Source organism: Vibrio sp. CB1-14 (assembly GCF_040412085.2).
GTDB lineage: Bacteria > Pseudomonadota > Gammaproteobacteria > Enterobacterales > Vibrionaceae > Vibrio > Vibrio chaetopteri.
The window spans coordinates 1,774,187-1,799,906 of sequence record NZ_CP115920.1; the positions used below are offsets into that span (position 1 = coordinate 1,774,187).

Consider the following 25,720-nt stretch of genomic DNA (forward strand, 5'->3'; position numbering starts at 1 on the left):
ATGACCGTTAAGCAGAGAAAAATGGCTCACTCTCGACCTAGCCTGAATCGACAAAGGGGTGCGGCTGCAATATGGATGGGACTGACGTTAGTGCCGATTATGGGTTTTACCTTTTGGGCGGTTGAAGGGACGCGATACGTGCAAGAAACTAGTCGCCTACGTGATGCGGCTGAGGCTGCAGCCATAGCCGTGACGATTGAGGATGTAGAGACCGACTCACAAGCGATGGCGAAACGCTATGTGGAAAACTATGTGCGGGACATAAAGACAAGCTCAGTAACCACGATAAGAACGTTCCAAGAGCAAGACTTGGATATTGACCAGGAAGAGTATACACAATATACCGTTAACGTAACGACGACTCATGATTCATGGTTTGCGAGCACTTTTATTCCGTCTTTCGATGAGACACAAGACTTAGCGGGTTATTCATTGGCTCGTAAATATCCGGCGTATTTAGGTGATAATAATATCGATATCGTCTTTGTTTCGGATTTTTCTGGTTCCATGTCGTCTGAATGGGGTAGTGGTAGTAACAGAAGTACCAAAATTGATGACTTGAAGGCTGCAATACAAGCGATAACTGAGAAGGTGTTGTGTGATGATATAGATAGCTGCGCGGATGATGAAGATCAATCAGTTAGGCTAGATAATAAGATTGGTTTTGTTCCTTATAACATACGCACGCGTGCCAAATACAATAATCAGGTATATGCGGTCACCGAACTTTTCTTTAATGATAATCACAGGGATTGGGTTTCGGAGTACAGATACAGTCACGTTGACTGGAACGAATGGCGAACATTCGATGATGATTATGTAGAAGATTGTGCCGATGATTTTTGGGAATGTGAACCTCTTGAGCACAAAAGCTGGAAAAAGTGTAAGGACAAAGGAAAGAAATGCCCAACTGATGCTCAGTATTTATTGGCTGAGACAAACCAGAAAATAGCGAAGCGAGTTGACGATGTATTGTCTAAGCAAGAATATGTTCCAAAACGAGAGAAGAAAGGAAAGCCCGTTTACATATCTTACGGTTATCCGGATGCGCTTGAATATGTCGACTTTCAAACCACGGTTGACTCAATGTTTGATGACCGAGAGGTTCATTCAGGCAGTGCTTATTTGATCAAGGATGCGGATCTATATCGAGGCTTTGGTCAGGATAATGAAGATCAGTTCTACAATATTGACCTAACGAATGACCCGTCATTTGTTGATAAAGTCAAAGAAATGGAAGAAGACGGCAGTACAGCTGTGTTTCAGGGAGTTTTGCGAGGGTTCAGAATGTTGAACGATGGAGCCCCAGATACAGACGATGAAGATGAGATCGCAGAGTACAACGCCAAAGTAAAAATGATCCTAATTCTGAGTGATGGTCAAGAGTCACCGCAAAATGGAATATTTAGTGCTTTAGCAGATGAAGACACCTATGATATGTGCGGTGTCGCTAGAGAAAAAATTCCAGGCTTGTACATAGGAGTGATCGGGATTGGTTACAATGCCCAAGGTGAAACTGGCTTTCAAGACTGCGTAGAAAACCCCTCTGAAGATATCATCAATGTAAAAGATGGATTGGACGAGTTAATTGACAAAATAGAAGAGCTAATCCGCAAAGGCTCCAAGAGCAGCGGCGTAACCAAGTTGTATTAGGAGAATTCATGAGATATTTAATGAGCGCCGCCGCGCTATTCGTTATTACATTGAGTAGCCATGCGAGTGAAGATCAGTTTCAGGCATATTGTCAAAACAGTGCTGGCGAACAGCAGTATTCAGTATCTGTCTCTGATGTAAGGGCTATCGCTCAACACAGAGAAGGTAAGCTGAGTATTGAGCAAACAGGGTTTAGTGATGAATTTGCCTCAATGTTGGCAAAGCAAAACAGCGCGGTTTTCGACCGTTCAGATTGTACCTCGGTGATGTCAGTCGCTCAGGCGGGTACTGATAACCCAGTGGTGCGTGTGAACTTTGCCTTCGATAGCTATGGGTTAACACCTATGGCGAGAACGTCACTCAACAAAACAAGCTCGATGTTGTCAGAGGCTTCCTATGACCTGATTATAGAAGGGCATACGGATAGTAAAGGGTCTGAACAATACAACCAAGGGTTGGGACTGCGTCGGGCTTTATCGGTACATGATGTATTGCTGTTCCAAGGTGTTGAGCGAGACAGTATTACTGTTAAGTCATTAGGCGAAAGAGAGCCATTGGTGCCGAATAATAGTGCTGACAACCGCGCTCAAAATCGCCGCGCTGAGATCTATGCTGTATCGGAGAATTAATGACGGTGTTCACGCAATTCTTGAAACCCCTCTTAATTGATGAATAAGATCACACAATTGCGCTTCATTGTAGCGACACTGCTTTGGGGCTTTGATAGAATAGAAAATTATATCAGTAAGAAACCCTTCATTTTATAAAAATAAGCGGAATATGGAAATGTTCAGGCGGTTAAGAAGGATTATGAGGTTGTTGTGAATCTAGAAAAATTATTACCACATTTTAGAGCGAAAACATTGATCACGTTAGCAGGCGTGACGATGATGTCAGGCGCTTGGGCTTCTGAACTGGTTAATAGCAGTGAGCAGTCGGAATTAGACACTATTAACAGTGAATATTCGTCTCGTTACGGCGAAGTTGGCCTAGATGATACCATCTCTCTTTACAACAAGACTTCTTCAAGCATCGAAGCAAATAAAATTAAGCTGCTGAACAGTATTGATATCGTCAAAGCGGACTCTCAAGTATTCCAAGAGAAGCTTCTGCAAGGTGAATACGATGAAGGTATTGCTTTAGCATTACGTGGCGTATCGACCTCCATCAATAAGCTCAACACTGAGCTAGCGGATGCTGAAACCAAGCTTAAAGAACTCAATAAAACCATCGCTTCTAATCAAGCTAGCGTGACGCAAATTGAGCGTGATAAAAATGATCAATTATTGGCACTTTATCGCAGTATCAAAGACCGTCATTTAAAAGAAGCCAATGTGGTTCATCAAGAAAATTACTCAGGCAAACTTGAGTGTAAAGTGACTGAAAGTTTGTCTGCGTGTGTGAACCGCAACCTGCCTTATATGAAAAACGCTTTTGCACTTGAAAAGGGCGGTTCTGAGCGTATTAACCTGACGTCATACAAAGTGGTCGATGCAACGCAAAAGTTGAATGGTGACCTGACTTATACTGTCTCAGCTGAGTATAAGAATGCCTTTAACTCGAACTTAGAAGGTGAAATTCGTAAGGCTCTGAATCTTGATAAAATCAGATTTGTATTTCGCTCTAACTCTGCAAAAACAGATTATTACATTAATGATGAAAAAGTGGGCAGCGGTGACGTGATTGAGCTGTCCGGTAACTACGTCGGTGTTTATAGTGTCAAAGCCGTGAATAATGGTAAGACACAATCACTGCGTCTGAATTTGAAAAACGACGGGGATTATTTCTTCCCGTTTGCAAAGAAAACTCAGAAAAAATCTGTCGCTAAATCATCAGCACCTGCGGTAAAAAAGGCTACTCCTGCTGCCAATAGTGCAAAAAACAACCAGGCGGCACAAATCACGAAGAAAGTGCTAAATGATCCTAAATCGGCCGAAATGAAAAAACTACCAAAGCAGGAAGTTGGCACGTTTTCTAATACCGTCGTATACAAAGACGAAGTCTTTACCTATTTGTACCCAGTGTATCGCGGTAATAATAAATCAGCAGAAGTGTTCTTAAGCCGCGCTGACGCGACACAATATTGTGAGCAAAAACTGTCGTCTAAGTTGCCAACTAAAGCCGCTTACAAGTACCTAGAGCTGTATACAGATCTAAAGCCGGGTGATTATTGGACAGCAGAAGGGCGCGTTTACTCTTCGCAGAAGAAAGATGTATTTGACAAGACGTTTGATACTAACCGCTTTATTTGTATGGTGAGCATGAATTAGCGGTTTTTTTATCGAGCTTGATATTCCCTGTTTGAGAAGCGAACACAAGAGTGGTCACAACGGTTGTGTGACTCTCGAGGCCTGATTTCGATATTTCATCGGAGTTGGGCTTTTTAGTTGACGGCTTTCTCTATTGGTGTTTCTTGGTTCGTGTAGGCCTGTTTAGCATTCGCTCAGCTAATCTTAAGTATCCCTTTAAAATTTCGAAAAGTTCCAGGGCTCATGCCTGTTTTCTTCTTAAAAAATCTCGAGAAGTAAGAGACATCTTTAAAACCACTTTGATAAGCGATAGCAGAGATTTGTTTAACTTCATTTGCGAGCAATAAACGCTTGGCATGTTCGAGTCTCAACTGGCTTACATGATCTCTGAAGCTTCGACCGACTTTTTTATGGAAGACGCGGGAGAAGTGCTGGGTAGATAGATGACAGTGTGCTGCCACATCAACCTCTCTTAGGTTTTCGTTATAGTGCTTCTCTATGTAGTCTAACGCTGCATCAATGGTGTTGAGTTCTGGTCTCGTTTGTTGCTGATTAACTTCCTTTCTTATTTGTGTTTCACTTACGCTTGATACAGTAGGTTGGGTGTCTCCGTTTTTTTCCAGCAAAGACGTAACATGTTCAAACGCGAGTGCGGTTTTCTTAAGTGCATGAGGGGATGTGATATCTACATGTGCTTTGACGAGCCCACTCTTTAAATAAGCCTCAGGAATACTCGAGTCGTGAAACAGTACGAGGGTTTTGGAGAGATTCTGGCAGATTTTCAAAAGTGTTAATAGTGTAGTGTCATTATCATAACTTTCTGAAAAGTAAAAACAAACCCGTTGAGAGGGCTGGGTGATTACAGAAACATCGTCCCCAACTTCAATCACAGTGATCTTTTCGCTTAAATAGTCTCGTATAACCTTTGGAAGCAAAATAGTCGGCTTCCCCATCCAATACGCCATTTTTCTCTCTCAAAAGTGCGACAATCCGCTTAAACTATATTATTAGCTTAGTAGCACAGGATTTTTTTACCAAAAAACATCATAAAAGTGACACCTAAACTTAAAACAATCTCATTGTTAATACACTCAATACAGTTAAAGGCATGATTTTTCTTTGACTGGCGCATTTTAAACGGCCTCTATATTTAGAGTTCTAGCAGTAGGACACTATGAAAGTGATGTTTATTAGTCAACCAATTGCTTTAATTTCTAAGTCTGAGTTGACTATTTTATGCTATAACTAAAACATAAGTTTACCCGTGAATTAACTTATGTTTAAAAATCAGAATTGTTTTATCGTAGTAGATGTCAAAATAGTTACACAAATTGAATAAGAAAGTCCTAACTAAACAGCATATATTCTCCTAATTTGAAAGAGCGTTAAGCAAACAGAGACCAAAAGGAGATTGTTATGTCGACGCTAACTAAATTGTGTAAGGATTTCATCAAAGATGAAGAAGGTTTAACAATATTAGAGTATGTCATTGGCGCAGCTTTAATTATCACAGTCTTCGTTATCGCAGGCGGCGGTATTTGGGGAGACTTGAAAACAGAACTTGATTCACAAATTGACAAAGTTGAGGCGTTATAAGTCTGAAGCGAGTGACCATGACCTCATTTTTAGGTCGTGGTCATACGGCTTGGAGGGGTAAAATGGATTTTATCGAGTATGCGTTATGGCTTCCACTTCTAACGGTAGCAGTGTTTGATATTAGAGATAATCGAATTCCAAACAATTGGGTAATTCTTTCTCTAATTACAATGGTAGCGGCTCTTGCCTTAAAATATAACGGGTTAACAAACATACCAGCATCTAATCTTATCGCTTTTTTCCTGATGTTAGCGTTGGGTTTTGTTTTGTTTAGTATGAGGGTAATGGCTGGCGGTGACGTTAAGCTCATGGCCGTGTTAGCTCTCGGAACCGGGCTTGAACACTTGGCAACGTTTTTAATGGCAACCGTGCTGTGTGGCGCGGTATATGGTCTTTTCTATCTTTTCAGTTACATCTCACGTTCTCATCTAACTGTAAAGGATCAAGCTCTTAAGTACGTTAGGGAGCAGATCGTTTTGAGGCGTCATTTAGCGACCAGAATTTCCAACAAGCTCCGCCTTCCATTCGCTCCAGCGATCATTACTGGATTTGCGCTATACCCGATGTGGGTTTAAGGACAGTTTATGAATGCCATTACGTCTTTAGCAAACAAACCTTTGCTTTCACCTCAAATTGATCCGCCTCCAATGCCTTCTGCATTGAAGGAGCTTGATATACCGGTGGTTGTGCTGGAAAACTTAGTATTGAAGCATATTGCACACCTTACCAAAGCTACGGTTCTTGAGCTGGCAGATGCAATGGGAGTGAGTACACATATTGTCGACGAGTTACTCAATTATCTTAGAAAGCGCTCGCTGTTGGAAGTGTTCCAACCTATGGGACTTAGTGGCTCAGCTGATTATAGTAACAATCATGTGCGCTATGGGTTGTCAGCCTCTGGCGAGCAAGAGGCTGATTTAGCATTTATGAAAGACGCTTACGTCGGTCCAGCTCCAGTGTCGTTGGATGACTATCGAAGAGTTGTGGCTCTGCAAGATGTTAGAGTAAACAGTATCGGACATGAGCAAATTGCTGGGGCTCTTCGAGGAGTTTTTGGCGCAGACAAAATGATCGAGATCCTCGGGCCGGCGCTCAATTCTGGTCGAGCGCTTTTGTTGTATGGAAACTCTGGTACAGGTAAAAGCTTCGTAGCAGCGCAACTTATTAACTCATTTGAATCGTCGATCTATATACCATTCGCAGTATACACATCTGGTAGCATTATTAGAGTCTTTTCAGACGCACACCATAAGATGTTGGACAACAACTCAACGGCCAATCGTATTCACTTCAATGAGCAGTACGATAAACGATGGGCGCTGTGTGAGCGGCCAAATATTCAAGTAGGTGGCGAACTTACGATGGAGATGCTGGAGGTAAATCACTCTCAACACAACCGTGTTTGGTTAGCACCACTTCAGATGCTGGCTAATAATGGACTGCTTATTATTGATGACTTAGGTAGACAAAAAATATCAGTGGGAGCATTGCTCAATCGCTGGATTGTGCCGATGGAATATTACGTGGATTATCTGCAGTTGCCGAATGGACAACAAGCGGCTATTCCGTTCACGCTTAATTTAGCTTTCTCAACGAATTTAAATCCCCTAGATATAGGTGACCCTGCTTTTTTACGTCGTTTAGGATACAAAATAGAGTTCTTCCCTTTAAACCAAGAAGATTACATGACTCTTATAGAAGAAGTATCAGAAAGTAGAGGGCTAACTATAAATTCGGAGTTTAGGGAAATGGTATTGCGACTACATAGCACAGATAGAACACCATTTTACCCTTGTATCCCTAAAGACATTATTGGGATATGTAGTGATATTATAAAATTTAATCAAGAATCGCACGTAATTACGCCATCTATATTGGAGTCAGCATGGCGACTATATTGCACTTCCGATGGAATGGGAGGAAATAATGAGTAAATCACAAGTCTTTTTGTTGATGTTGATATCTGCTGTATTAGGCTTGGCTGCTGTATATATCGCCAAGCAATGGATGGAAGAACAGAACCAGCCGCAGGTTGTCACAGAGACGGTTGAAAGAGAGCCAGTGGTCTTTGTCGAACAGGAGATCATCGCAGGTACGATAATAGAGAGCAAACATCTGTCGGTTAAGTTATTAGAAACTGATTGGGTCGACGATGAAGACCATTTCTCTGCTGTCGATGATGTTGTCGGAAAAGTTGCCAGCACATCGTTGTTTCCGGGTGAAATTGTTCATTCTTATCGACTCTCTGTTCCAGGGGAGGGCTCTACACTTGCGGCTGTGATAGAAGATGATAAGCGAGCCGTGACGATTCGAGTCAATGATGTCATAGGTGTAGCAGGCTTTTTGCTTCCGGGGAACAAAGTAGATGTTCTTAGCACTGTTAAGTTTAATCAAACTCGGTCTAAGACAAATACCGTGTTGAAAAACATTAAAGTGTTAGCAGTAGACCAAACAGCCAGAACCAACGACAACAAGCCTGTCATTGTAAGAGCGGTGACGCTGGAAGTGACACCAAAAGAAGCTGAAAAGCTTTTAACCGCAAAAAGCAATGGCGAAATACAACTCGCGCTGCGAAATCCTCACCAAAAAGACAAGCCAGTCGCGAAAAGGACTTACGTTCCACAACCAAGTGTAACGATCATTAAAGGGACTCAATCCTCAAATATAAGAGTAAGGGATTAAGGTAATACTATGAAATGGATTGTCAGTATACTCATCGCTTATCTTTTTAGCACAGTTTCGTTGGCAGCAACTCAAGCTGGAAAGTTAGTTAGTGTTCCTCATCACAAGTCTAAGAACGTCATCCTTGCAGGCAAGGCGAAGCGTGTCTCTCTGGGAGATCCTGATGTACTTGATATTGTAATGCTCCGCTCTAATGAAGTGTTTCTGATCGGCAAAAAGCTTGGTTCAACAAATCTGATGGCATGGGATTCTAGAGGACGATTGATTGAGTCCATCAATATCGAAGTGACTCACGATCTCAATGGAGTGAAGTCCAAACTCTATGAATTCTTACCAAACGAAACCATTGAAGTTCACAGTTCGCAAGACAAGCTGATACTCAGCGGGCAGGTTAGCAACCAAGCGGTTATGAACATGGCCGTTAAAGTAGCCGAAACCTTCACCGCTGGTGCACCGGCTGACGAGGGTACGGAATCTAAAGATGAAACGGTAGCTGATACCAAGGTGATTAATTTAATGTCGATAGGGGGCGCTCAGCAAGTCATGCTCGAAGTGACGGTAGCTGAGGTGCAACGCAGTTTGGTTCGACGATTTGATTCTGATTTCCACTTCTTCAACCAAAATGGCAACTTCGGTTGGGGTGCCACTAGTGGTGGTGGTGTCATCGATGCAATTGGTGGCGGTGTCGGTCCAATCTTTAATGTTCCTAGTATCGAAGAAACGGGCTTGTTGGCGACTTTCCTAGACGGAAATACTTTGTTTACGCTAGCACTAGATATCGCGAAAGAGAATGGTGTGGCCAAGGTATTAGCAGAGCCAAACTTAACAGCATTGAGTGGTTCTAAGGCTGAATTTTTGGCTGGTGGTGAGTTTCCTATTCCGGTTCCCAACAGAGATGGTATCACAGTCGAGTATAAAGAGTATGGTGTCGGTCTCAAGTTCGTCCCAACCATTCTTTCTGATCAAAAGATCAATCTGGTTTTATCTGTCGATGTTAGTGAAATAGCCAACTCAGGTTCACTCACTCTAGACCCCATAGAGACCAATGCAACCTACATTATTCCTCCCATTACTAAGCGCACAGCTGCTTCAACATTGGAACTGGCTGACGGGCAAACGATCGGGATTGCAGGGCTACTTAGTGAAAACGTAAGAGATGTCTCTAGCAAGCTACCGGGAGTTGGCGATGTACCCGTACTAGGGCAGCTTTTCAACAGTCAAGAATTTATATCGGGTGAAACTGAGTTGGTCATCCTTGTTACACCAAGACTGGCGACGCCTGTGGATCGTTCAAAATTGCTTTTGCCAACGGATGCTTTTGTTAAACCCAATGATGTTGAATTTTATCTGCTTGGGCAAGGGGCATACATCGCAGAGATGGATGACGCAAGCAACCCTAACCAACAAAGTCAAACGACTACGACAGTTCCATCTAATCAAGGTGGCTCTGAAGGTTCATTTGGACACTCGCTATAAGGGACATGCAATGAACAGACAAACATTAGGAATTATGCTAGCGACATTTGTTCTTTTCGGATGTGCAAATGATGCGCCACTGGGACAATCGGTAGCCAGGCTCAAGTATGAACAAACTTACGATCACAACGCTACAGCCAACAACTTAGGCGTTGTACCAACTGGCACTGGGGCTAGGATGCAAGTGGCCTATGACGAGTACGCAGGTCAGTCCGCTTACGATGGCAAAGCGGAAAAAGTTCTTGGAAAAGACTTAGTCCAGCAAAGAAGAAGTTCTAGATAGAGGTGATGTATGAATCGCGCTCGGAAAATGACGAAATCAACAAAACGGCAAAAAGGATTAACTCTGATCCTCTTTACGTTGGTGTTTATTGTTTTTATGTTTTTCGCTGGTTTGGCATTCGATTTTAATCATGCCACTTTGAACAAAACGCGATTACAAAACAGTGTTGATGCGGCGGCGCTCGCTGCTGCGGTCAAGGTCAGTGATGGCTTTGACACGACGGTAGCAACGGCAGCAGCTAAAACGGCAATAGCAACCCTATTTTCTTCTACAGGAAACACCGAAGTGACGGTTCCGGATGCGTCCATTGCCGTTCAATACTCCAATGACCCTCAAAATTTTTCGGGAAGTTATGACTCAACGCTGGTGACCTTTGTCAGAGTCTCCGTAGCGGACGTACCACTAACCAGCTTTTTTATCGGCTTTTTTGGTTCTTCCAAACAGGGTGCAGCCAGCGCTGTTGCGGGGCCAAGTTCATCCCTGAATTTTGCTTGTAACATTGTCCCGATTGCTGTCTGTGCTGCGACCATAAGTGGTAGCAACGACTTTTTGGGGTTTAATTTCCATGAAGTGTATGAACTGAAAGTCGCAGACCACAACGCATCTCAAATGGGCCCGGGTAACTTTCAACTATTAGATTTTGGTTCAGGTGCTAGTACTGTGCGTGATGCCTTAGCAGGTGGTTTTGATGGTTGTATTGATATTACTGAAAATGCAACAACGAAACCGGGTAACACCATCGGTCCAGTAGGTCAGGGTCTCAATACGCGATTTGGGGATTACTCTGGTGGCGGGGTAAATGCTGTAGATTTCCCACCTGACGTATACGTTAGAGAGCCCACTACAGAAGCGACAACTGACAACGATGGTAACGTGGTATATGACAATTCATTCCTATACTCCGATTATTTAGCAGGCGCGGCCGGATGTGACGGCTCGGCAAGTGGTGATTGTACCTCAGGAAACAAAGGTAGACGCATTTTACCAATACCTATGGTTGATTGTACCGGTTCTGGTGGTGGGGCGACGACGCTACCTATTACCTCGATTGGTTGCTTCTTCTTACTGCAAAAAGCACCGAACAATAATGGGGCAAAACAAGGGGTGTTTGGTGAGTTTTTAGAAGACTGCACAGTCGAGAACGGTAGCTTTGGGTCTGTTCCAAGCACTGAAGGTTTGTTTAAGATTCAGCTCTATAAAGATCCTGGGAGTGGTGAATCATGAGATATAAAGCACCTGATAATCAGCGTGGACTCGCGGTCATAGAGTTAGTGTTAGTGACGCCACTTATCATCATCTTTATGGCTCTGTTTTTAGAAGTAGGTAGCTTCTTTATTGACCATCAGACACTCAATAAGATGGTTCGCAATGGTGCCCGTCATGCGGTTACAGAGGTGTACGGTACGGTAGGGGGCGGTATTGCAGACACAGATGAGATAAAGAATTTAGTCGTTTATGGAGTGAGATCAGGCGGAACGGAATCGTTGCTCGATGGTGTAACAGTGGACGATGTAACAGTCGTAGAAGCCGGAAGTCTAATCACGGTCAGTGCAAACTACACCTACTCTCCGCTCTATTCGACGATACCGTTCTTGACGCAGGCATTGAGCGTCACCATGTCAGCTTCTGCAATAATGGAGAAGAGAGATGACTAGGCATATAAAAGGGCGTGGAAGAAACTCTTCCAGAGGGTTAACGATTCTTGAGTTCACCTTGACAGTGTTAGTTTCAATGCTTCTGGTTCTTTCTGCATTTGAATTTGGACGCTATGTATATTCAATGCAAATGCTAAACGAAATGACGAGAAAAGCGGCACGATTAGCGGCGGTGTGCTCTATCGGTGATCGTGACGATATTAAAGATCTCGCAGAGATTGTCGAAAACCGTCCTTATGGTTTCACAGCCAGTGATCTGGAAATTGCCTACCTAGATCGAGATGGAAGTGCAGTTGCGGTTGATGGGTTTAGTTCGATGTCAACTGATGACAAAGATGATGTGCTCGCACAAGTAAGATATGTACAAGCGTTCGTATCGGACGATTATAAATTTCAGTTTGTCCGATTTCTATCATTTTTAGGGGATGCAGGAAGCATAAAAGTACCTAATTACCAGACGGTTATACCGGCGGAAAGCCTTGGTGTTGTGAGACCAACCCAAAGCTCCCCATCCGGTGCTACTGAAGACTGCTAGGAGGCGATCATGGGAGAAGCGGTGCCGATCAAAAACAATATAGGTGTTGGGGTTCAATTTTCATTAAAGACCAACCTTCATATTTGGACTTTACACAGTTCGAATGAGTTCAAAAGTCACATTCGTAGTGAACTTGCTCGCAGCAAGAACACAGTGGTTGAGTATATTTCACTTTCAGCTGTGAGCGAGGAAGGGTTATCTAGTTTTCACGAACCAGACATCATCATTGTAGAAGCGAGCGAGGACTGGGCTGAGAAGATTGCGGATCTGCAAAAATACAATCTACCTTTCGGTGAAAATGAGGTCTCGTTGTTAGTCTTCGGTGATGACAATGACAGTGGAAATCTCAAGTTAGCACTCAAGCTCGGTGCCGCCGACTATTACTCCCGCCATGCTGAGATAGAGGTATTCGTCCCATTTCTAAGAGAGATAGCAGAGCGTAAAATCGCAAACAGGAAGATGGGAGAGCTTTTTCTGTTTATGAATGCGAAAGGTGGTAATGGGGCTTCTACTTTAGCATTAAACTCCGCTGTCGCGCTCGCAGAGAAATTTCCTAATCAAGTGCTCCTAATCGATATTGACACTCAGTTTGGGCTACTCAATGAGTACTTAGATATCTCGCCCAAATATGGTTTGGTTGAAGCGATTGAGACACTCCAGGATATGGATGAAGCCTCTATAAGCAGTCTTGTGACTAAGTATGGCGGTAAGCTGCACACCATCGGTTTCACAAGAGGACAAAGTAGTATCGCTATCGCGAAATCAACCGATGTTCAAAAGTTAATACCTATGCTTAGGCAGTACTACAAATACGTGATTATTGACTTTTCGAGAGGCATTGATCCGATTTTTTCACCACTAGTAACGCCTGCAACTAAGATATTTTTGGTACTGCAGCAAAACTATATGTCACTTAAAAATACCAGTCATCTTGTCAAGAGCCTAAAGCTAGAGTTTGGTGTTGTTACCGATAGTTTGAATATTGTAATTAACCGTTTTGATCAAGGTCAGTCTATCTCCATCAAGGATGTAGAAGCGACCGTTCCTAACATTAAAGTGGATGTTATCCCTAATGACTTCAAGAACGCAAATGAGAGTGCCAACTTAGGCAAGCCAGTCGTCGAATACCGTAGAAAAAGTGCTATTGGTAAAGCGATAAATAAGCTCTGCTCAGACCTGATGCCTGAAGAGTCTAAACAGAAAGGGTGGCTAGCGCGCTTATTCAGCTAGTCCAAGGAGGGATGGTATGTTTTTTAGGAAGAATAGCAGTCCAAACAATGAGTTAGAAAGTCATGTAAAAGGTAGTCGAGACTCTAAATCCATCGATAGTGTTAAAACCATCAGCGAGGTCGAGACAACGTCAGACACTGAAGATGTTCATGATGTTGTCAGCCTTAAACAAAAAGCAATTGAAGACACAAGAAAGCAGTTGGAACAAGATCTTGCTGTTAAGCACTACTTCCATAGAAAATTAATGGACACGCTGGACTTGGGTTTATTGGCGTCTTTGGAAGAGAAAACGGCGAGAACTGAGCTTCAAAATGCTGTTTGCCAATTGATGGACGACGATAACGAGCATCCCTTGAGTTTGGAGGGTAGACAGCGCGTCTTATCTCAGATCGAAGATGAAGTATTTGGCTTAGGTCCCCTAGAACCACTGCTAAAAGATACCTCGGTGTCGGATATCTTGGTCAATGGTGCCAAAAATGTTTATGTCGAACGCTTCGGTCGACTTGAGAAAACACCGTATACGTTTCTAGACGACCGGCATTTACGTAATATTATTGATCGGATTGTAAGCCTTGTGGGCCGCAGGATCGATGAAGCGTCACCTATGGTCGACGCTCGATTGACCGATGGTTCGAGGGTCAATGCGATTATCCCACCTCTTGCTATTGATGGTCCATCAGTGTCGATACGTCGATTTGCCGTTGATAGGCTCACCATGGACAACTTGTTGGAGCTGGATTCGGTATCACCTGAAATGGCAATGTTCGTAGAAGGAGCAGTAAAAGGAGAGCTCAACGTATTGATTTCCGGAGGTACAGGCTCTGGTAAGACAACGACTCTTAATATTTTTTCTGGCTTCATCCCATCAGATCAACGCATTATTACAATTGAAGACTCAGCAGAACTTCAGCTCCAACAACCCCATGTCATTCGCTTGGAAACCAGACCAGCCAACTTAGAAGGCAAAGGTGAAATCACGCAGCGCGAGTTAGTTAAAAACTCACTACGTATGCGACCTGACCGTATTGTTGTTGGTGAGGTGAGGGGCAGTGAGGCGGTCGATATGTTGTCTGCGATGAACACAGGTCATGATGGCTCACTCGCTACTATTCACGCCAATACACCTCGCGATGCATTGAGCCGGGTTGAAAACATGTTTGCTATGGCAGGTTGGACGATATCGGCTAAAAACTTGAGGTCACAAATTGCTTCAGCAATTCACATTGTCGTTCAAATGGAACGTCAGGAAGATGGCAAACGAAGAATGGTGTCAATTCAAGAAATCAATGGCATGGAGGGAGAAGTTATAACCATGTCGGAGATCTTTAGGTTTGAGCGAGAGGGTGTCGATAGTGAAGGTAACGTAAAAGGGAAGTATGTAGCGACAGGAGTGGTACCCGATTGCCATTCTCACCTAACGAAGCGGGGCATCGATGTACCGTTTGAACTTTTTAATGATTTAAAGTGAGTGTTAGGGAGAACTGAAGATGAGTATGACACTGTTTTTTGTACTGATTTTTACGGCTGTATTTATTATTTCACAGGCACTCATCCTTCCTGCGGCTGGTAAAAAAGTAAAACATATAGAGCTCACGAAGCGGCTAAATAAAGCAAAAGGCCAGCTTGATAGTGAAAGCATCACACTGCTTAATGATTATTACAATAAATCCCTATCGCCTATTGATAGAAGGCTAGTATCAATCAAGTATTTTGCAAACATGAAGAAAATGCTTGAGTTGGCAGGTGTAAAAATGGGGCTAGGAGATATATTGGCACGCACAATATTGATCTGCTTGTTGATAACGGTTGCTTTGTTGTTGATGGACTACCCTTGGTATTTAGGCCTAGTAGCAAGTGTTATTATTATTTCTGGTGTGATCTTTTATATAAACTGGAAGATAAACAGTCGATTAGAGAAATTTGAGGAGCAACTTCCTGAAGCCCTAGATATCATGCGCCGAATGTTGCAAGCAGGGCAACCTTTGACTCAGGCTTTTCGAGAGGTGGGATATGAACTGCCAAACCCAGCAGGGGAAGAGTTTAAACATACCTTCAACCTTCTCAATTTTGGTTATGACCTGAAGATTGCCATTCTTTCAATGGCAGATAGAGTTCCCACTGTCTCCATGTTGGCTTTTTCATCAGCTGTGTTATTGCAAAAAGACACTGGTGGTAACTTAGCGGAGAACTTACAGAAGGTGTCAGTGGTTTTACGAGCCAGATTTAAACTCGCAAGGAAAATCAAAACACTATCCGCAGAAAGTCGTATGGGCGCATGGATATTGGTCTTGGCTCCGTTTGTGCTATTTATGGCTCTTTACTTGGGTAATAGAGAGTTTGTGGAGCCATTGTGGACGGATCCACGAGGCATAAAATCAGTGATTTTTGGAATGGTAAGTTTACTGATTGGCGCTATTTGGATTAAGAAAGTAGTGAACATCGAGGTGTAACATGGACGTGCTTGCAACTCTAGATATACCGCGTGAATGGGTATTTTTAGCCGTGCTAATGTTGGCGGTGACAATACTCGTGTTTGGTATCGGTTTCTTATTTGTTGGTGCCAAATCTGCGTTAGATAGGAGAGTTCATAACCTTGCCTCTCCTGAGCAAAAACAGGAAAAGAGCAAAGTGATTGATACACTCGAGTCTTTGGCTCCTTTCTATGTACCAAGTTCCGAAAAAGAGCAGCAAAATGTTCGGCTAAAGCTGATGCATGCTGGTTTCCACAATAAAAATGCTATTGCTAACTTCTACGCGTTGAAAATGCTGTCATTCACGATAGGTGCAGTTTTAGCCGTGGCTGTGTTTGTTTTGAGCTCTAACGGCAGTCAAAGCATCCTATTTGCGGCACTGTTGGTATTTATTGGATTATTCGCGCCCAACTTTATATTGGCGCGTATAGCATCTAAAAGACAAAGAAGAATTAGAGCCGGAATACCCGACACTTTGGATTTGTTGGTGGTATGTACAGAGTCCGGTCTAGGTTTTTTGGCTGCGATGAAACGAGTCGCGAGTGAGACATTTATCTCGCACCCTGAGTTAGCTGATGAGCTCGAAACGATTTGTGCCAAAGTGAAAGCTGGTGTTGAGTTACCCAGAGCTTTCGACGAGTTGGTAATTAGAACCGGTTTGAGCGAGCTTAAAGGGCTTGTGAGTATGTTGTCACACGCTTCTAGGATTGGTGGCAGCCTATCCGATACTTTAAGAGACTATAATGAAGATTATCGAGATAGAAGAAACCAAGCTGCAGAGGAAATTGCAGCCAAAATACCGACTAAAATGCTGTTCCCAATGTTGCTATTTATCTGGCCTTGCTTCTTTATCGTGGCAATAGGACCTGCGGTTATAACGATAGTGTCGGCATTCGAATAAGGAAAATACGATGAAACGACTTACCTCACTTTTGATGTTAGCTTTAACGTTCGTTATTTTTGGTTGCTCGTCTACCGATACGGGTTCCAAATATGACACTTCTTTATACCAAGGAAGACCTATTGACACCCTGACTCAAGATCCTCCACCTCAATCAGAGGTTGAGGCAATTCAGAGGGGGGATGCGGCGCTCAATGCGGGTAACATTGACCTAGCGCTATATGAATATATTCGCTCCCTTTCTTTTGACAACCTAGCATACAAGGATCAGACCCTATATACGATCGGTAAGATTCATCTGTCTCGAGGCAACAATGACTTAGCTGAGCGCGCACTGAATATGTCAATAAATGCGAACCCAAATAACAGTAAGTCGTTGGAGCAGTTAGGTATGTTTTACGCTAGTACAGGCCGTGTGTCTGAGAGTGAGAGTTTCTTCTTAAGAGCGGTAAATGCAGACCAGCTGAGATTCTCGTCGCAACATACGATTCAGCGAGAGGATGTAAGCATCGGTCTCATTGAGTCGCTAAACACAGATCGAACATCACCTGGCTATGCATATATGGGGTTAGGGGTGCTTTCAGATGTTGATAATGAATACGACATTGCACGTGCCTTTTATGATAAAGCGGGCTCAATCTTGCCGTTTGAGAACAAGGTTCTTCTCAATATGGGTTACTCCTACTACATGTCTGGAGATTACACTAAAGCCAGTACGTTTACCCAGCGAGCACTGAACCGAGAGCCTGATAGTGAAAAAGCACAAAACAACATGGCGCTTATCTACTTAGCTCAAGGTTATGAAAATCGAGCTTTGAACATGTTTAGCCGTCACCTAGAAAGACCTGAAGCCCTTAACAACGTGGGCTATTTCTTGATGTTGAAAGGCAAACCCGAGCGCGCTATTCCTTATTTCCAACAGGCAATAGACGCGAAACCGTCTTACTACAAGTTGGCAAACGAGAATCTTGATCGTGCTCTTTCGGAGGTACGCAACAAAGAAATTATCATTACCAACAACTAGCCTTACTTTTAAATTATAACTCGTAGCACAAAGCGGCGCGTCCATGGAAGGGTGGCCGTTTTTCTTTTAAGTAAAAAAGAATTACAGGCAAAAAGAAACGCCCTTTAATCAAAGGGCGTTTCGAACATAAGTAGAACTCTAGTGTTACTTAGAATTCGACACTGGTGTTTTGATCACCTACTACTGATACATTTGGTTGAATACTGAAGATGTTAAAACCAGCCGCCACGGGATCTGAGCCTTCTTCGCCATCATCATGTTGAGCGGTACAAGTGTACCCAAGGTTATAGTTTCCTGGGTCTAGGAAACCGAATGAGAACTCGTAGAATTGCTGCGTTTCATTATAACTAACGTTAGCAGAGGTCAAAGGCTTAACGGTATCGGTTCCGCCAATAGGCGCCATGTTTTCTTGTGTAGTGCCGGTTTCATACAAGTAGACCGCTTGCGCTACATTGGCATCCGCTGGGTCGTTACAAGCGTTGAACGTCGCGGTTGCTACTGTGCCTTTGATATTGCCAGTCACAGCTGTATTGATCAGAGTTACCGAGGTACGCTGAATGCTGTAATCTGGGAATGTTGACGTATTTTTTAGACCTCGTCGAAGATCAAACTCTACTGCAAAGTCGTTGTTTTGCGGATTTACCGCAACCGAATCATTGAAGTACAGGACGCCCGTATTGTCTATTTTGCCCACGCCTTGTGGGCAAGCGCCGTTACCTTTAACTGATAACTCGCGCTCGGTATCGTCGTCTTCAATAACGTAGGAAGGGTGGGTCGGGTGATCGCCATCGTTAGCAAACACGCACAGTTTGTAGTTGCCTACAGTTACGACTTCATCTTTAATCAGCGGCATGACCTTACTGCCTTGATAGTCGAGTAGGTTGATGCTCAGTGGTACTGGGTCTTCACCGTCAGGAATAGGGTCACCATTCTCATCAACCGGGTTACCTTCATCGTCCGTTAAGTACACGTCATAGATGAGTGGTGAGCCTCCATCTTGCGGCAATAGCGCCACTGTGCCGAAGGTCACTACGACCTCTTTGACCTCATCTACTGGAGCGTCTGTAACGCTAAGCGTAACAGGCGTCGTTGCTGCTGGAGAACTTGAATCTCCACCACACCCAACGAGTGCAAGTGACACGACACCTGCAACGGCGGTAAGTTTTAAATACTTCATAACTCAATCCTTATTTACACTTCTAGCAAAGCGCGGTGATCAATCATCATTTTTGTCGCGGTCTTTACCTTTGTTGTTTTTGTCCTTGCCGTGCCCTTTACCTGGGTTATCGTCGCCATGGATGCTGCGGTTATCACCCTTGTTTTTATTGCCACCTTTCGAACCGTCTTCACAATCCTCTGAACGTAGTGTCATCACGTCACCTTCGATTTTTCGGCAATCGTCACTGATTTCCATGCGATCGCCTTTGATTGTAACATCTGCTTGTGCCGCAGAAAGGGGAAGCAAAGCTCCAAGAGCTAATGAGATAAGTGCTTTCATTACTAACCTACCTTTGCAAGTTGAGGGACACGTCAAGCGTGTACAGGTTAGTTAAGTTTAGTCACAATATGTCAGAGCTATTCTATGCTTGGAAAGCATTCTGTCAGCGGATAGCAGAAGTGAGACACGCTGTCAGAATATGGATGAAGGCTTGTGGGATAAGATGCATAAAAAAGCCAGCATCGTTTGCTGGCTTGAGTGTTTCATCGATGCTTTTGCCCAACAACATATTGTTGGAAGCTTAGCTAAACCAATTTAGCTTGTCGTGTAACTGCGTGACGCTACCAACAACAATTAAAGCAGGGCTTTCTGCTTCGCTAGCCATTTGAGGTAGCGTGTTTAGCGCACCTTGGAAAACACGTTGTTCTTTGCGCGTTCCATTCTCTATGACCGCACACGGCGTGTTTTCATCGAGACCGTGAGTAATAAGCTTGTCAGTAATACGACCACTTTGCTTCAGACCCATGTAGAACACGAGTGTATTGTTGGACTGAGCAAGCGAGCTCCATTCAATCTCACGTCCATCTTTTTGCACATGACCGGTAATAAACTGCACGCTCTGCGCGTGGTCGCGGTGGGTAAGAGGAATGCCTGCATACGCAGTCGCTCCTGCGGCTGCTGTGATTCCCGGTACAACCTCAAAGCTGATGCCGTTTTCTGCCAGCGTTTCTAATTCTTCACCGCCACGGCCAAAGATAAATGAATCTCCACCTTTAAGGCGAACGACTTTGTGGCCCTCTTTCGCCTTTTCTACCAAGATTTGGTTGATCTGATCTTGTGGAACGCAGTGATAGTCGAGCTTCTTACCCACATAAATCATCTCTGCATCTGGTTTTGCCAGCGAAAGGATATCTCTGGAGACGAGTCTATCGAAAACGACTACATCCGCAGACTGAATCACGCGATATCCTTTCACTGTCAAAAGATCAGGGTCTCCAGGCCCCGCACCGACTAATGAAACAAAGCCGGCATTTAAAGATGTGTGATTGGTGGTCATAAGCTACGCCTATCAAATCAAAATTTGGGTATAAAGAGTGACACTCGGCAATGTGACTTTTTATAACCAAAGAGTGAAAAGACCTCACCACGAAGGTGAGGTCTTATCGAGATTATTTCGCGCTTAGCGCTGGTTCAGCTTGCACTTGTTGTTCTGCTTCAGCAGAGATTGAAGGTGCAGTTTTAGCGTGAGTTAGGTAAAGCGGGATACAAGTCATGATTAGACCGCCAACGATGTTACCTAGGATTGTTGGGATAAGGTTGAAGTTCAACCAAGTCGCGATACCAAAATCAGCACCTAGAATCATGCCTAGTGGGAATAGGAACATGTTTACGACTGTGTGTTCAAACACAAGTGCGAAGAAGATGAAGATTGGGAACCACATCATAGCTACACGACCTGCAACAGTACGTGCTGTCATGTTACCGATTACGCCCAGACAAACCATTAGGTTACAGAAGATGCCACGCACGAAACACGTGATCCAACCGTCTATGCCCATGTTTTCAAAACCAAGGCTACGAGCAGTAGAAACCGCAACAAACTTCTTCGCTACCGCGTTTAGCTCAAGAGAGAAGTTACCCGTTAGTGATACAGCCACAAGGTAAGCAACAATCAATGAACCGATAAGGTTACCAAGACCTACTAGACCCCAGCAGCGCATGATACGACCCCAAGTGATACCAGGGCGGTTTTCAAATTTTGCCAAAGGCGCAAGACCGAAAACACCTGTAACTAGGTCATAGCCCATTACGCTCAGAATAACGAAACCAACAGGGAACACGAGCGCGCCCACAACGCCCATACCAGTTTGAACAATGGTCGTGATCGCTACAACAACCGCCAATGACAGAATGATACCTGCCATAGTACCGCGCAAAAGTAGATCGCGAGTGCTGGTTTTGGTCTTCGCTTCACCAACGTCGATCATAGTTTGAACGAATTGTGCAGGTTTAAAATCAGTAGACATCATGTCTCTCCAACAAAGTGTAAAAATAAAAAAGTTAAGATTGAATAGTGATAGAGGCTAGGGTGGCTAACCCCTATAGGCTATTCATTCTCTAGTTCATATTTGGCCTAGAGTAGGCTTATGCAGAAATCTCTACCGCACCTTTAGTCACGCGAGCTTTGTAAGCCTTCACGCTAAAGCGCTCATCTTCCATGCACGCGCCTGTTGCTAGGTTAAAGCGCTGCTTCTTGAGTGGGCTTGCAACCCAAAGCTCACCTTGGTGTTCAACAATCAAGCCACGTGATAGCACGTTAGATTGATAGAACGGATCCAAGTTGCTGATAGCGCGAACTTCTTCTGCAGCACTTGGGCGGAAAACCGCGACCTGCTGACCGTCAATCAACGCACAAACACCTGTGCCAGGGACGATATCTTGGATGTCACATACTTTTTGAAATGCCATGATTACTTCTCCAGCTCAACGTGTAGGATGTCGCCTTTCGCTTCAGGGTGTTTCTCTGTGAATGTCGCTGGACGGTGTTGATCACGCTCTTGAACGAAAACCACATTGTCATCACGCAGGTCACTGTTAATGAAGTGAGCAAAGCGTGTAAGCTGAGACTCGTCTTCAATCGTGTTTTTCCATTCACAGCTGTAATCGCCCACTAGACGCTGTACGTCAGCCTCAAGTTGTTCGTTGATGCCAAGCTTGTTATCCACGATAACTTCACGTAGGTAGTCCACACCACCTTCCATGTTTTCCATCCAAACTGAGGTGCGTTGTAGTGGCGCAGCAGTACGGATATAGAACATCATAAAGCGGTCGATGTACTGGATTAGTGTCGCTTCATCTAGGTCAGAAGCCAGTAGGTCTGCGTGACGAGGTTTCATACCACCGTTACCACATACGTACATGTTCCAACCTGCGTCAGTCGCGATGATGCCAAGGTCTTTACCTTGCGCTTCCGCACACTCACGAGTACAGCCAGACACACCAAACTTCATCTTATGAGGAGTACGGATGCCTTTGTAACGGTTCTCGATGCGAGAGCCCAAACCGACAGAGTCTTGAACGCCGTAACGACACCAAGTAGAGCCCACACACGTTTTCGCCATGCGAAGTGCTTTTGCATACGCTTGACCTGTCTCGTAACCCGCTTCAATCAGTTTCTTCCAGATAGCAGGAAGGTCGTCTTTTTGCGCCCCGAACAGACCAATACGTTGTGCACCCGTCACCTTAGTGTAAAGGTTGTATTCTGCAGCCACTTCAGCCAGCACTTTTAGTGCTTGAGGTGTGACTTCACCGCCAGCCATACGTGGGATAACTGAGTAAGTACCGTCTTTTTGGATGTTACCTAGGAAGTTATCGTTGGTATCGTGCAGCTTCACTAGCTCAGGCTTAAGAATGTGGTCACCCCAGCAAGACGCTAAGAGAGAGCCTGCTAGTGGCTTACACACTTCACAGCCGTAGCCTGTACCGTGTTTCTCAAGTAGTTCTTCGAACGTCTTGATCTCGCCAATACGTACTAGGTGGAACAGCTCTTGACGAGAATAAGCAAAGTGCTCACATACATCGTTCTTAACTTCGATACCAGATTTAGCAAGTTCAGCATTCAGAACCGAAGTTACAAGAGGGATACAACCACCACAGCCAGTGCCTGCACCAGTCACCGCTTTGATGTCGCCAATTGTGTGGTGACCTTGAGCAACCGCCTCTGCAATCTTGCCTTTTGTTACGTCGAAACAAGAACAGATAACCGCGGACTCAGGAAGCGAATCTGCACCTAGTGTCGGCTTTTCTGCACCAGCGTGTGCTGGAAGGATAAGTGCATCCGGGTGCTCTGGTAGGTCGATTTCGTTCAGCATTAGCTGAAGTAGGTCGCCGTAGTCGGAGGTATCACCAACCATTACCGCACCAAGAAGTTTCTTGTTGTCTTCAGAAACGATAAGACGCTTGTAAACTTCTTGCTCTTCGTTTTGGTAAACGTAGCTCTTACAGCCAGGAGTGCGACCGTTAGCGTCACCAATTGAGCCTACTTTCACGCCAAGAAGCTTAAGCTTCGCAGACATATCAGCGCCTTCAAATTTGCTGTCGTTACCTACTACGTGGTCAACCGCAACCGTTGCCATCTTGTAGCCAGGCGCTACTAGGCCGTAGAACGTTTCGTTCCAAGACGCACACTCACCAATTGCGTAGATGTTTTCATCTGAGGTTTGGCAGAAGTCGTTGATAGCAATACCGCCACGATGTGCAATATCTAGCTTCATTTCACGCGCAAGTTTGTCTTGAGGGCGGATACCTGCAGAGAACACGATGAAGTCAGTTTCTAGCTCAGTACCGTCGGCAAAGCGCATCACGTTACGTGCTGTTTTGCCTTCAGGAGCGATTTCTAGGGTGTTCTTGCTGGTGTGTACATTCACGCCCATGCTTTCAATTTTTGAACGAAGCTGATTACCGCCAGCTTGATCAAGCTGCTCTGCCATTAGCTTTGGTGCGAACTCAACAACGTGAGTTTCTACACCTAGTGCTTTAAGTGCACCGGCAGCTTCAAGACCTAGCAGACCACCACCGATGACAACACCGCTCTTGCTTTTCTTCGCGGTCGCTTCGATAGCTTTCAGATCTTCGATAGTGCGGTAAACAAAGCAGTCTTTGCTTTCGTTGCCTTTGATAGACGGAACAAATGGGAAAGAGCCAGTAGCGAGGATGAGTTTGTCGTATTTGATTTCACGACCAGTGCTGGAGTAAACGATGTGGTTTTCACGGTTGATATTGATAGCGCGCTCGCCAATCAATACGTTAATGCCGTGCTTTTGGTAAAAACCTTCTTTAACGAGAGAGAGCTCGTCAGCAGTGTGGTGCGAAAAATAAGAGGAAAGGTGCACACGGTCGTACGCTACGCGGGGTTCTTCGCAGAAAACAGTCACTTCATAGTTTGCCATATCCGCTTTCTCGACTAGGTCTTCGAGATAGCGATGACCAACCATGCCGTTTCCTACAACCACAAGCTTCATCTTGCTCATTATTAGTACCTAAGGGTTATTATCGAATCTACGCGCATTGTTAAATGTGAAAGAAAATTAAAATATGATGTAAATCAATTACAGAATTAAACTATCCTAAAGGGGTAGGTAGGGTGGTTAGATATCGTGCGTTGATATATTTACCGACATGACCTATCGGAAAATACAATGATGGGTTAATGGCGCGTGTCATTATGGTTATTTTTTAGGAGGTGATTTGTAACTTAGACTTGTTGTGTATCGTTTCATTTGTAGTACAAAATCAAGTTAATTACGAAATTGAAAGTTTAGACCACTTGAAGTGTTCTAACTATGAATAAATGTTAATAGCAGGGGATGATGGTGATAAGTGGCCTGATATTGATATAATTAACTAATAAACAGCTAAATATCTACGCCACACATTAAAGTGCCCGCAATACGATTCATAGTTTTGACATGTTAAGCCTGACCCAGTGTACGTTTCAGACCTTTACCTCTGGTTGCTTAAATAGTCATACAAATAAATTCACTGAGTAAAATAATTGCCAACATTATTGAGACTTGGAGAGTCATTGGTTTCGACTGAGCGGTGAAAGGAGGAAGCAGGGAGAGCTTACCAAAGTGAGAAGAGAGCTGGCGGTTGGTGTCGGTTTAACGCAATAAACTAAATGGGCTCCAAAAAAGAGCCCATTCTTTCATCTAAAAACAACTTAGCCAAAAAACAACCAAACACCAACGCCACACATGAGTGTGCCTGCGATGCGATTCATGGTTCGCACATTGTTGGCGTTACCCAGGGTGCGTTTTAAACCTTTGCCTCCGGTTGCATATATTGTCATGCAAACGAATTCGCTGACTAAGATAATCGCAAGCATCATGGAGACCTGGCCAAACATTGACTTGGATTGATCGATAAAGGGTGGAAGCAGTGAAATCATGAAAGCCCAGCCTTTAGGGTTGGCGATGGCCGTGACAAAGCCTTGTACAACAAGATCCCAATCGTTGTGACGTGACGATTGCTCAACTTCGGATGTGATGGCGAGTTTGCCGCGTGAACGCCACATTTGAATGCCTAGATAGAAGAGGTAAGTCGCACCTACTGCTTTGAAAATAGTGAACACTTCTGGATATCTCAGCATTACTGCCGCGATACCTAAAATAGCCGCTAAAGCAACAACCGCAACGCCCAAAAGCTCACCAATCATCATCCACAAGGTGCGACGATAACCGATGCTCATACCCATAGTAAGGGCGAGCGTCATGCACATACCTGGAGTAATAGATACAAAGAAAAAGGTGGGGATGAATATTGTCAGTGTAGCCCAGTCCATAGTGTTACTTTTCAAAATATTGAACAATTCGGCTATTAATATCAGAGAATCCGTGACAGAACTATCACTTTGTTAAACAGAATGGAATATTTTTAGCGGCCTCCGGCTTGGAGATAAATAAAGGGTTAGTGCGGCGTAAAGGATAAAATAAGGCTCGGTGGTTAAATAATAGACAGATTGCCTG

General features: G+C 44.1%; 25 protein-coding genes. 17 read left to right on the forward strand and 8 right to left on the reverse strand.

What is annotated here, in order from left to right; translation table 11 throughout:
• From PG915_RS08005 to PG915_RS08015, 3 genes are all read left to right on the forward strand, one after another.
• Positions 1 to 1,653 carry a TadE/TadG family type IV pilus assembly protein gene (locus tag PG915_RS08005; protein WP_353496048.1) on the forward strand — a complete coding sequence of 551 codons (1,653 nt, stop codon included), beginning with the start codon at positions 1 to 3 and terminating at the stop codon, positions 1,651 to 1,653.
• An 8-nt stretch (positions 1,654 to 1,661) separates the two neighbouring features.
• Complete coding sequence (locus PG915_RS08010) at positions 1,662 to 2,282, forward strand: OmpA family protein (RefSeq protein ID WP_353496049.1); 621 nt, start codon at positions 1,662 to 1,664, stop codon at positions 2,280 to 2,282.
• A 192-nt stretch (positions 2,283 to 2,474) separates the two neighbouring features.
• Positions 2,475 to 3,923, forward strand: a complete 1,449-nt coding sequence (locus tag PG915_RS08015; RefSeq protein WP_353496050.1) for a hypothetical protein — start codon at positions 2,475 to 2,477, stop codon at positions 3,921 to 3,923.
• Positions 3,924 to 4,096: 173 nt separating this feature from the next.
• On the opposite strand, the gene PG915_RS08020 is transcribed toward PG915_RS08015, so the two are convergent.
• Positions 4,097 to 4,867, reverse strand: coding sequence for an AraC family transcriptional regulator (locus PG915_RS08020; RefSeq protein ID WP_353496051.1), 771 nt, complete (start codon positions 4,865 to 4,867; stop codon positions 4,097 to 4,099).
• A 451-nt stretch (positions 4,868 to 5,318) separates the two neighbouring features.
• Here PG915_RS08020 and PG915_RS08025 point away from each other — a divergent pair, with 451 nt between their 5' ends.
• The 14 genes from PG915_RS08025 to PG915_RS08090 all read left to right on the forward strand — a co-directional run bounded on the left by PG915_RS08025 (position 5,319) and on the right by PG915_RS08090 (position 17,755).
• On the forward strand, positions 5,319 to 5,498 hold the full coding sequence (locus PG915_RS08025) for a Flp family type IVb pilin (protein ID WP_353496052.1): 180 nt from the start codon (positions 5,319 to 5,321) through the stop codon (positions 5,496 to 5,498).
• Positions 5,499 to 5,560: 62 nt separating this feature from the next.
• Entirely contained in the window at positions 5,561 to 6,073 is a 513-nt protein-coding gene (locus PG915_RS08030; RefSeq protein ID WP_353496053.1) for an A24 family peptidase, read from the forward strand.
• Between the two features lie 9 nt (positions 6,074 to 6,082).
• Entirely contained in the window at positions 6,083 to 7,432 is a 1,350-nt protein-coding gene (locus PG915_RS08035; protein WP_353496054.1) for an AAA family ATPase, read from the forward strand.
• Positions 7,425 to 8,180 (forward strand): Flp pilus assembly protein CpaB, encoded by a 756-nt coding sequence (gene cpaB, locus PG915_RS08040; RefSeq protein WP_353496055.1) that lies wholly within the window; start codon positions 7,425 to 7,427, stop codon positions 8,178 to 8,180. The genes PG915_RS08035 and cpaB overlap by 8 nt, the downstream gene beginning before the upstream one ends.
• 9 nt (positions 8,181 to 8,189) lie before the next feature.
• Positions 8,190 to 9,656 carry a type II and III secretion system protein family protein gene (locus PG915_RS08045; protein WP_353496056.1) on the forward strand — a complete coding sequence of 489 codons (1,467 nt, stop codon included), beginning with the start codon at positions 8,190 to 8,192 and terminating at the stop codon, positions 9,654 to 9,656.
• 10 nt (positions 9,657 to 9,666) lie between these two features.
• Entirely contained in the window at positions 9,667 to 9,939 is a 273-nt protein-coding gene (locus tag PG915_RS08050; protein WP_353496057.1) for a hypothetical protein, read from the forward strand.
• 9 nt (positions 9,940 to 9,948) lie between these two features.
• Entirely contained in the window at positions 9,949 to 11,163 is a 1,215-nt protein-coding gene (locus PG915_RS08055) for a TadE/TadG family type IV pilus assembly protein (RefSeq protein WP_353496058.1), read from the forward strand.
• The gene (locus tag PG915_RS08060; protein ID WP_353496059.1) at positions 11,160 to 11,594 is read left to right on the forward strand and encodes a TadE family protein; all 435 of its coding nucleotides are present in this window, start codon (positions 11,160 to 11,162) and stop codon (positions 11,592 to 11,594) included. The genes PG915_RS08055 and PG915_RS08060 overlap by 4 nt, the downstream gene beginning before the upstream one ends.
• Positions 11,587 to 12,129, forward strand: a complete 543-nt coding sequence (locus PG915_RS08065; protein WP_353496060.1) for a TadE/TadG family type IV pilus assembly protein — start codon at positions 11,587 to 11,589, stop codon at positions 12,127 to 12,129. Before PG915_RS08060 ends, PG915_RS08065 begins: the two co-directional genes overlap by 8 nt.
• Positions 12,130 to 12,138: 9 nt before the next feature.
• Positions 12,139 to 13,359, forward strand: coding sequence for an AAA family ATPase (locus PG915_RS08070; RefSeq protein ID WP_353496061.1), 1,221 nt, complete (start codon positions 12,139 to 12,141; stop codon positions 13,357 to 13,359).
• 16 nt (positions 13,360 to 13,375) lie between these two features.
• Positions 13,376 to 14,827 (forward strand): CpaF family protein, encoded by a 1,452-nt coding sequence (locus tag PG915_RS08075; RefSeq protein WP_353496062.1) that lies wholly within the window; start codon positions 13,376 to 13,378, stop codon positions 14,825 to 14,827.
• A 13-nt stretch (positions 14,828 to 14,840) separates the two neighbouring features.
• Positions 14,841 to 15,809 (forward strand): type II secretion system F family protein, encoded by a 969-nt coding sequence (locus PG915_RS08080; protein ID WP_418642283.1) that lies wholly within the window; start codon positions 14,841 to 14,843, stop codon positions 15,807 to 15,809.
• 1 nt (position 15,810) lies between these two features.
• Complete coding sequence (locus PG915_RS08085) at positions 15,811 to 16,731, forward strand: type II secretion system F family protein (protein ID WP_353496064.1); 921 nt, start codon at positions 15,811 to 15,813, stop codon at positions 16,729 to 16,731.
• Positions 16,732 to 16,741: 10 nt separating this feature from the next.
• A complete protein-coding gene (locus PG915_RS08090) occupies positions 16,742 to 17,755 on the forward strand; it encodes a tetratricopeptide repeat protein (RefSeq protein ID WP_353496065.1) in 1,014 nt (337 codons plus the stop codon).
• 148 nt (positions 17,756 to 17,903) lie between these two features.
• Here PG915_RS08090 and PG915_RS08095 read toward each other — a convergent pair whose 3' ends face one another.
• The 7 genes from PG915_RS08095 to PG915_RS08125 all read right to left on the reverse strand — a co-directional run bounded on the left by PG915_RS08095 (position 17,904) and on the right by PG915_RS08125 (position 25,536).
• Positions 17,904 to 18,932 (reverse strand): DUF4382 domain-containing protein, encoded by a 1,029-nt coding sequence (locus tag PG915_RS08095; protein WP_353496066.1) that lies wholly within the window; start codon positions 18,930 to 18,932, stop codon positions 17,904 to 17,906.
• A gap of 39 nt (positions 18,933 to 18,971) precedes the next feature.
• Entirely contained in the window at positions 18,972 to 19,253 is a 282-nt protein-coding gene (locus PG915_RS08100) for a CG2 omega domain protein (protein WP_353496067.1), read from the reverse strand.
• Positions 19,254 to 19,494: 241 nt separating this feature from the next.
• Positions 19,495 to 20,250 carry a uroporphyrinogen-III C-methyltransferase gene (cobA, locus tag PG915_RS08105; protein WP_353496068.1) on the reverse strand — a complete coding sequence of 252 codons (756 nt, stop codon included), beginning with the start codon at positions 20,248 to 20,250 and terminating at the stop codon, positions 19,495 to 19,497.
• 112 nt (positions 20,251 to 20,362) lie between these two features.
• The gene (locus PG915_RS08110) at positions 20,363 to 21,220 is read right to left on the reverse strand and encodes a formate/nitrite transporter family protein (protein ID WP_353498685.1); all 858 of its coding nucleotides are present in this window, start codon (positions 21,218 to 21,220) and stop codon (positions 20,363 to 20,365) included.
• Positions 21,221 to 21,338: 118 nt separating this feature from the next.
• Complete coding sequence (gene nirD / locus PG915_RS08115) at positions 21,339 to 21,662, reverse strand: nitrite reductase small subunit NirD (RefSeq protein ID WP_353496069.1); 324 nt, start codon at positions 21,660 to 21,662, stop codon at positions 21,339 to 21,341.
• 2 nt (positions 21,663 to 21,664) lie between these two features.
• A complete protein-coding gene (nirB, locus tag PG915_RS08120; RefSeq protein ID WP_353496070.1) occupies positions 21,665 to 24,223 on the reverse strand; it encodes a nitrite reductase large subunit NirB in 2,559 nt (852 codons plus the stop codon).
• A 692-nt stretch (positions 24,224 to 24,915) separates the two neighbouring features.
• A complete protein-coding gene (locus tag PG915_RS08125) occupies positions 24,916 to 25,536 on the reverse strand; it encodes a LysE family translocator (RefSeq protein WP_353496071.1) in 621 nt (206 codons plus the stop codon).
• Positions 25,537 to 25,720: the final 184 nt, after the last annotated feature.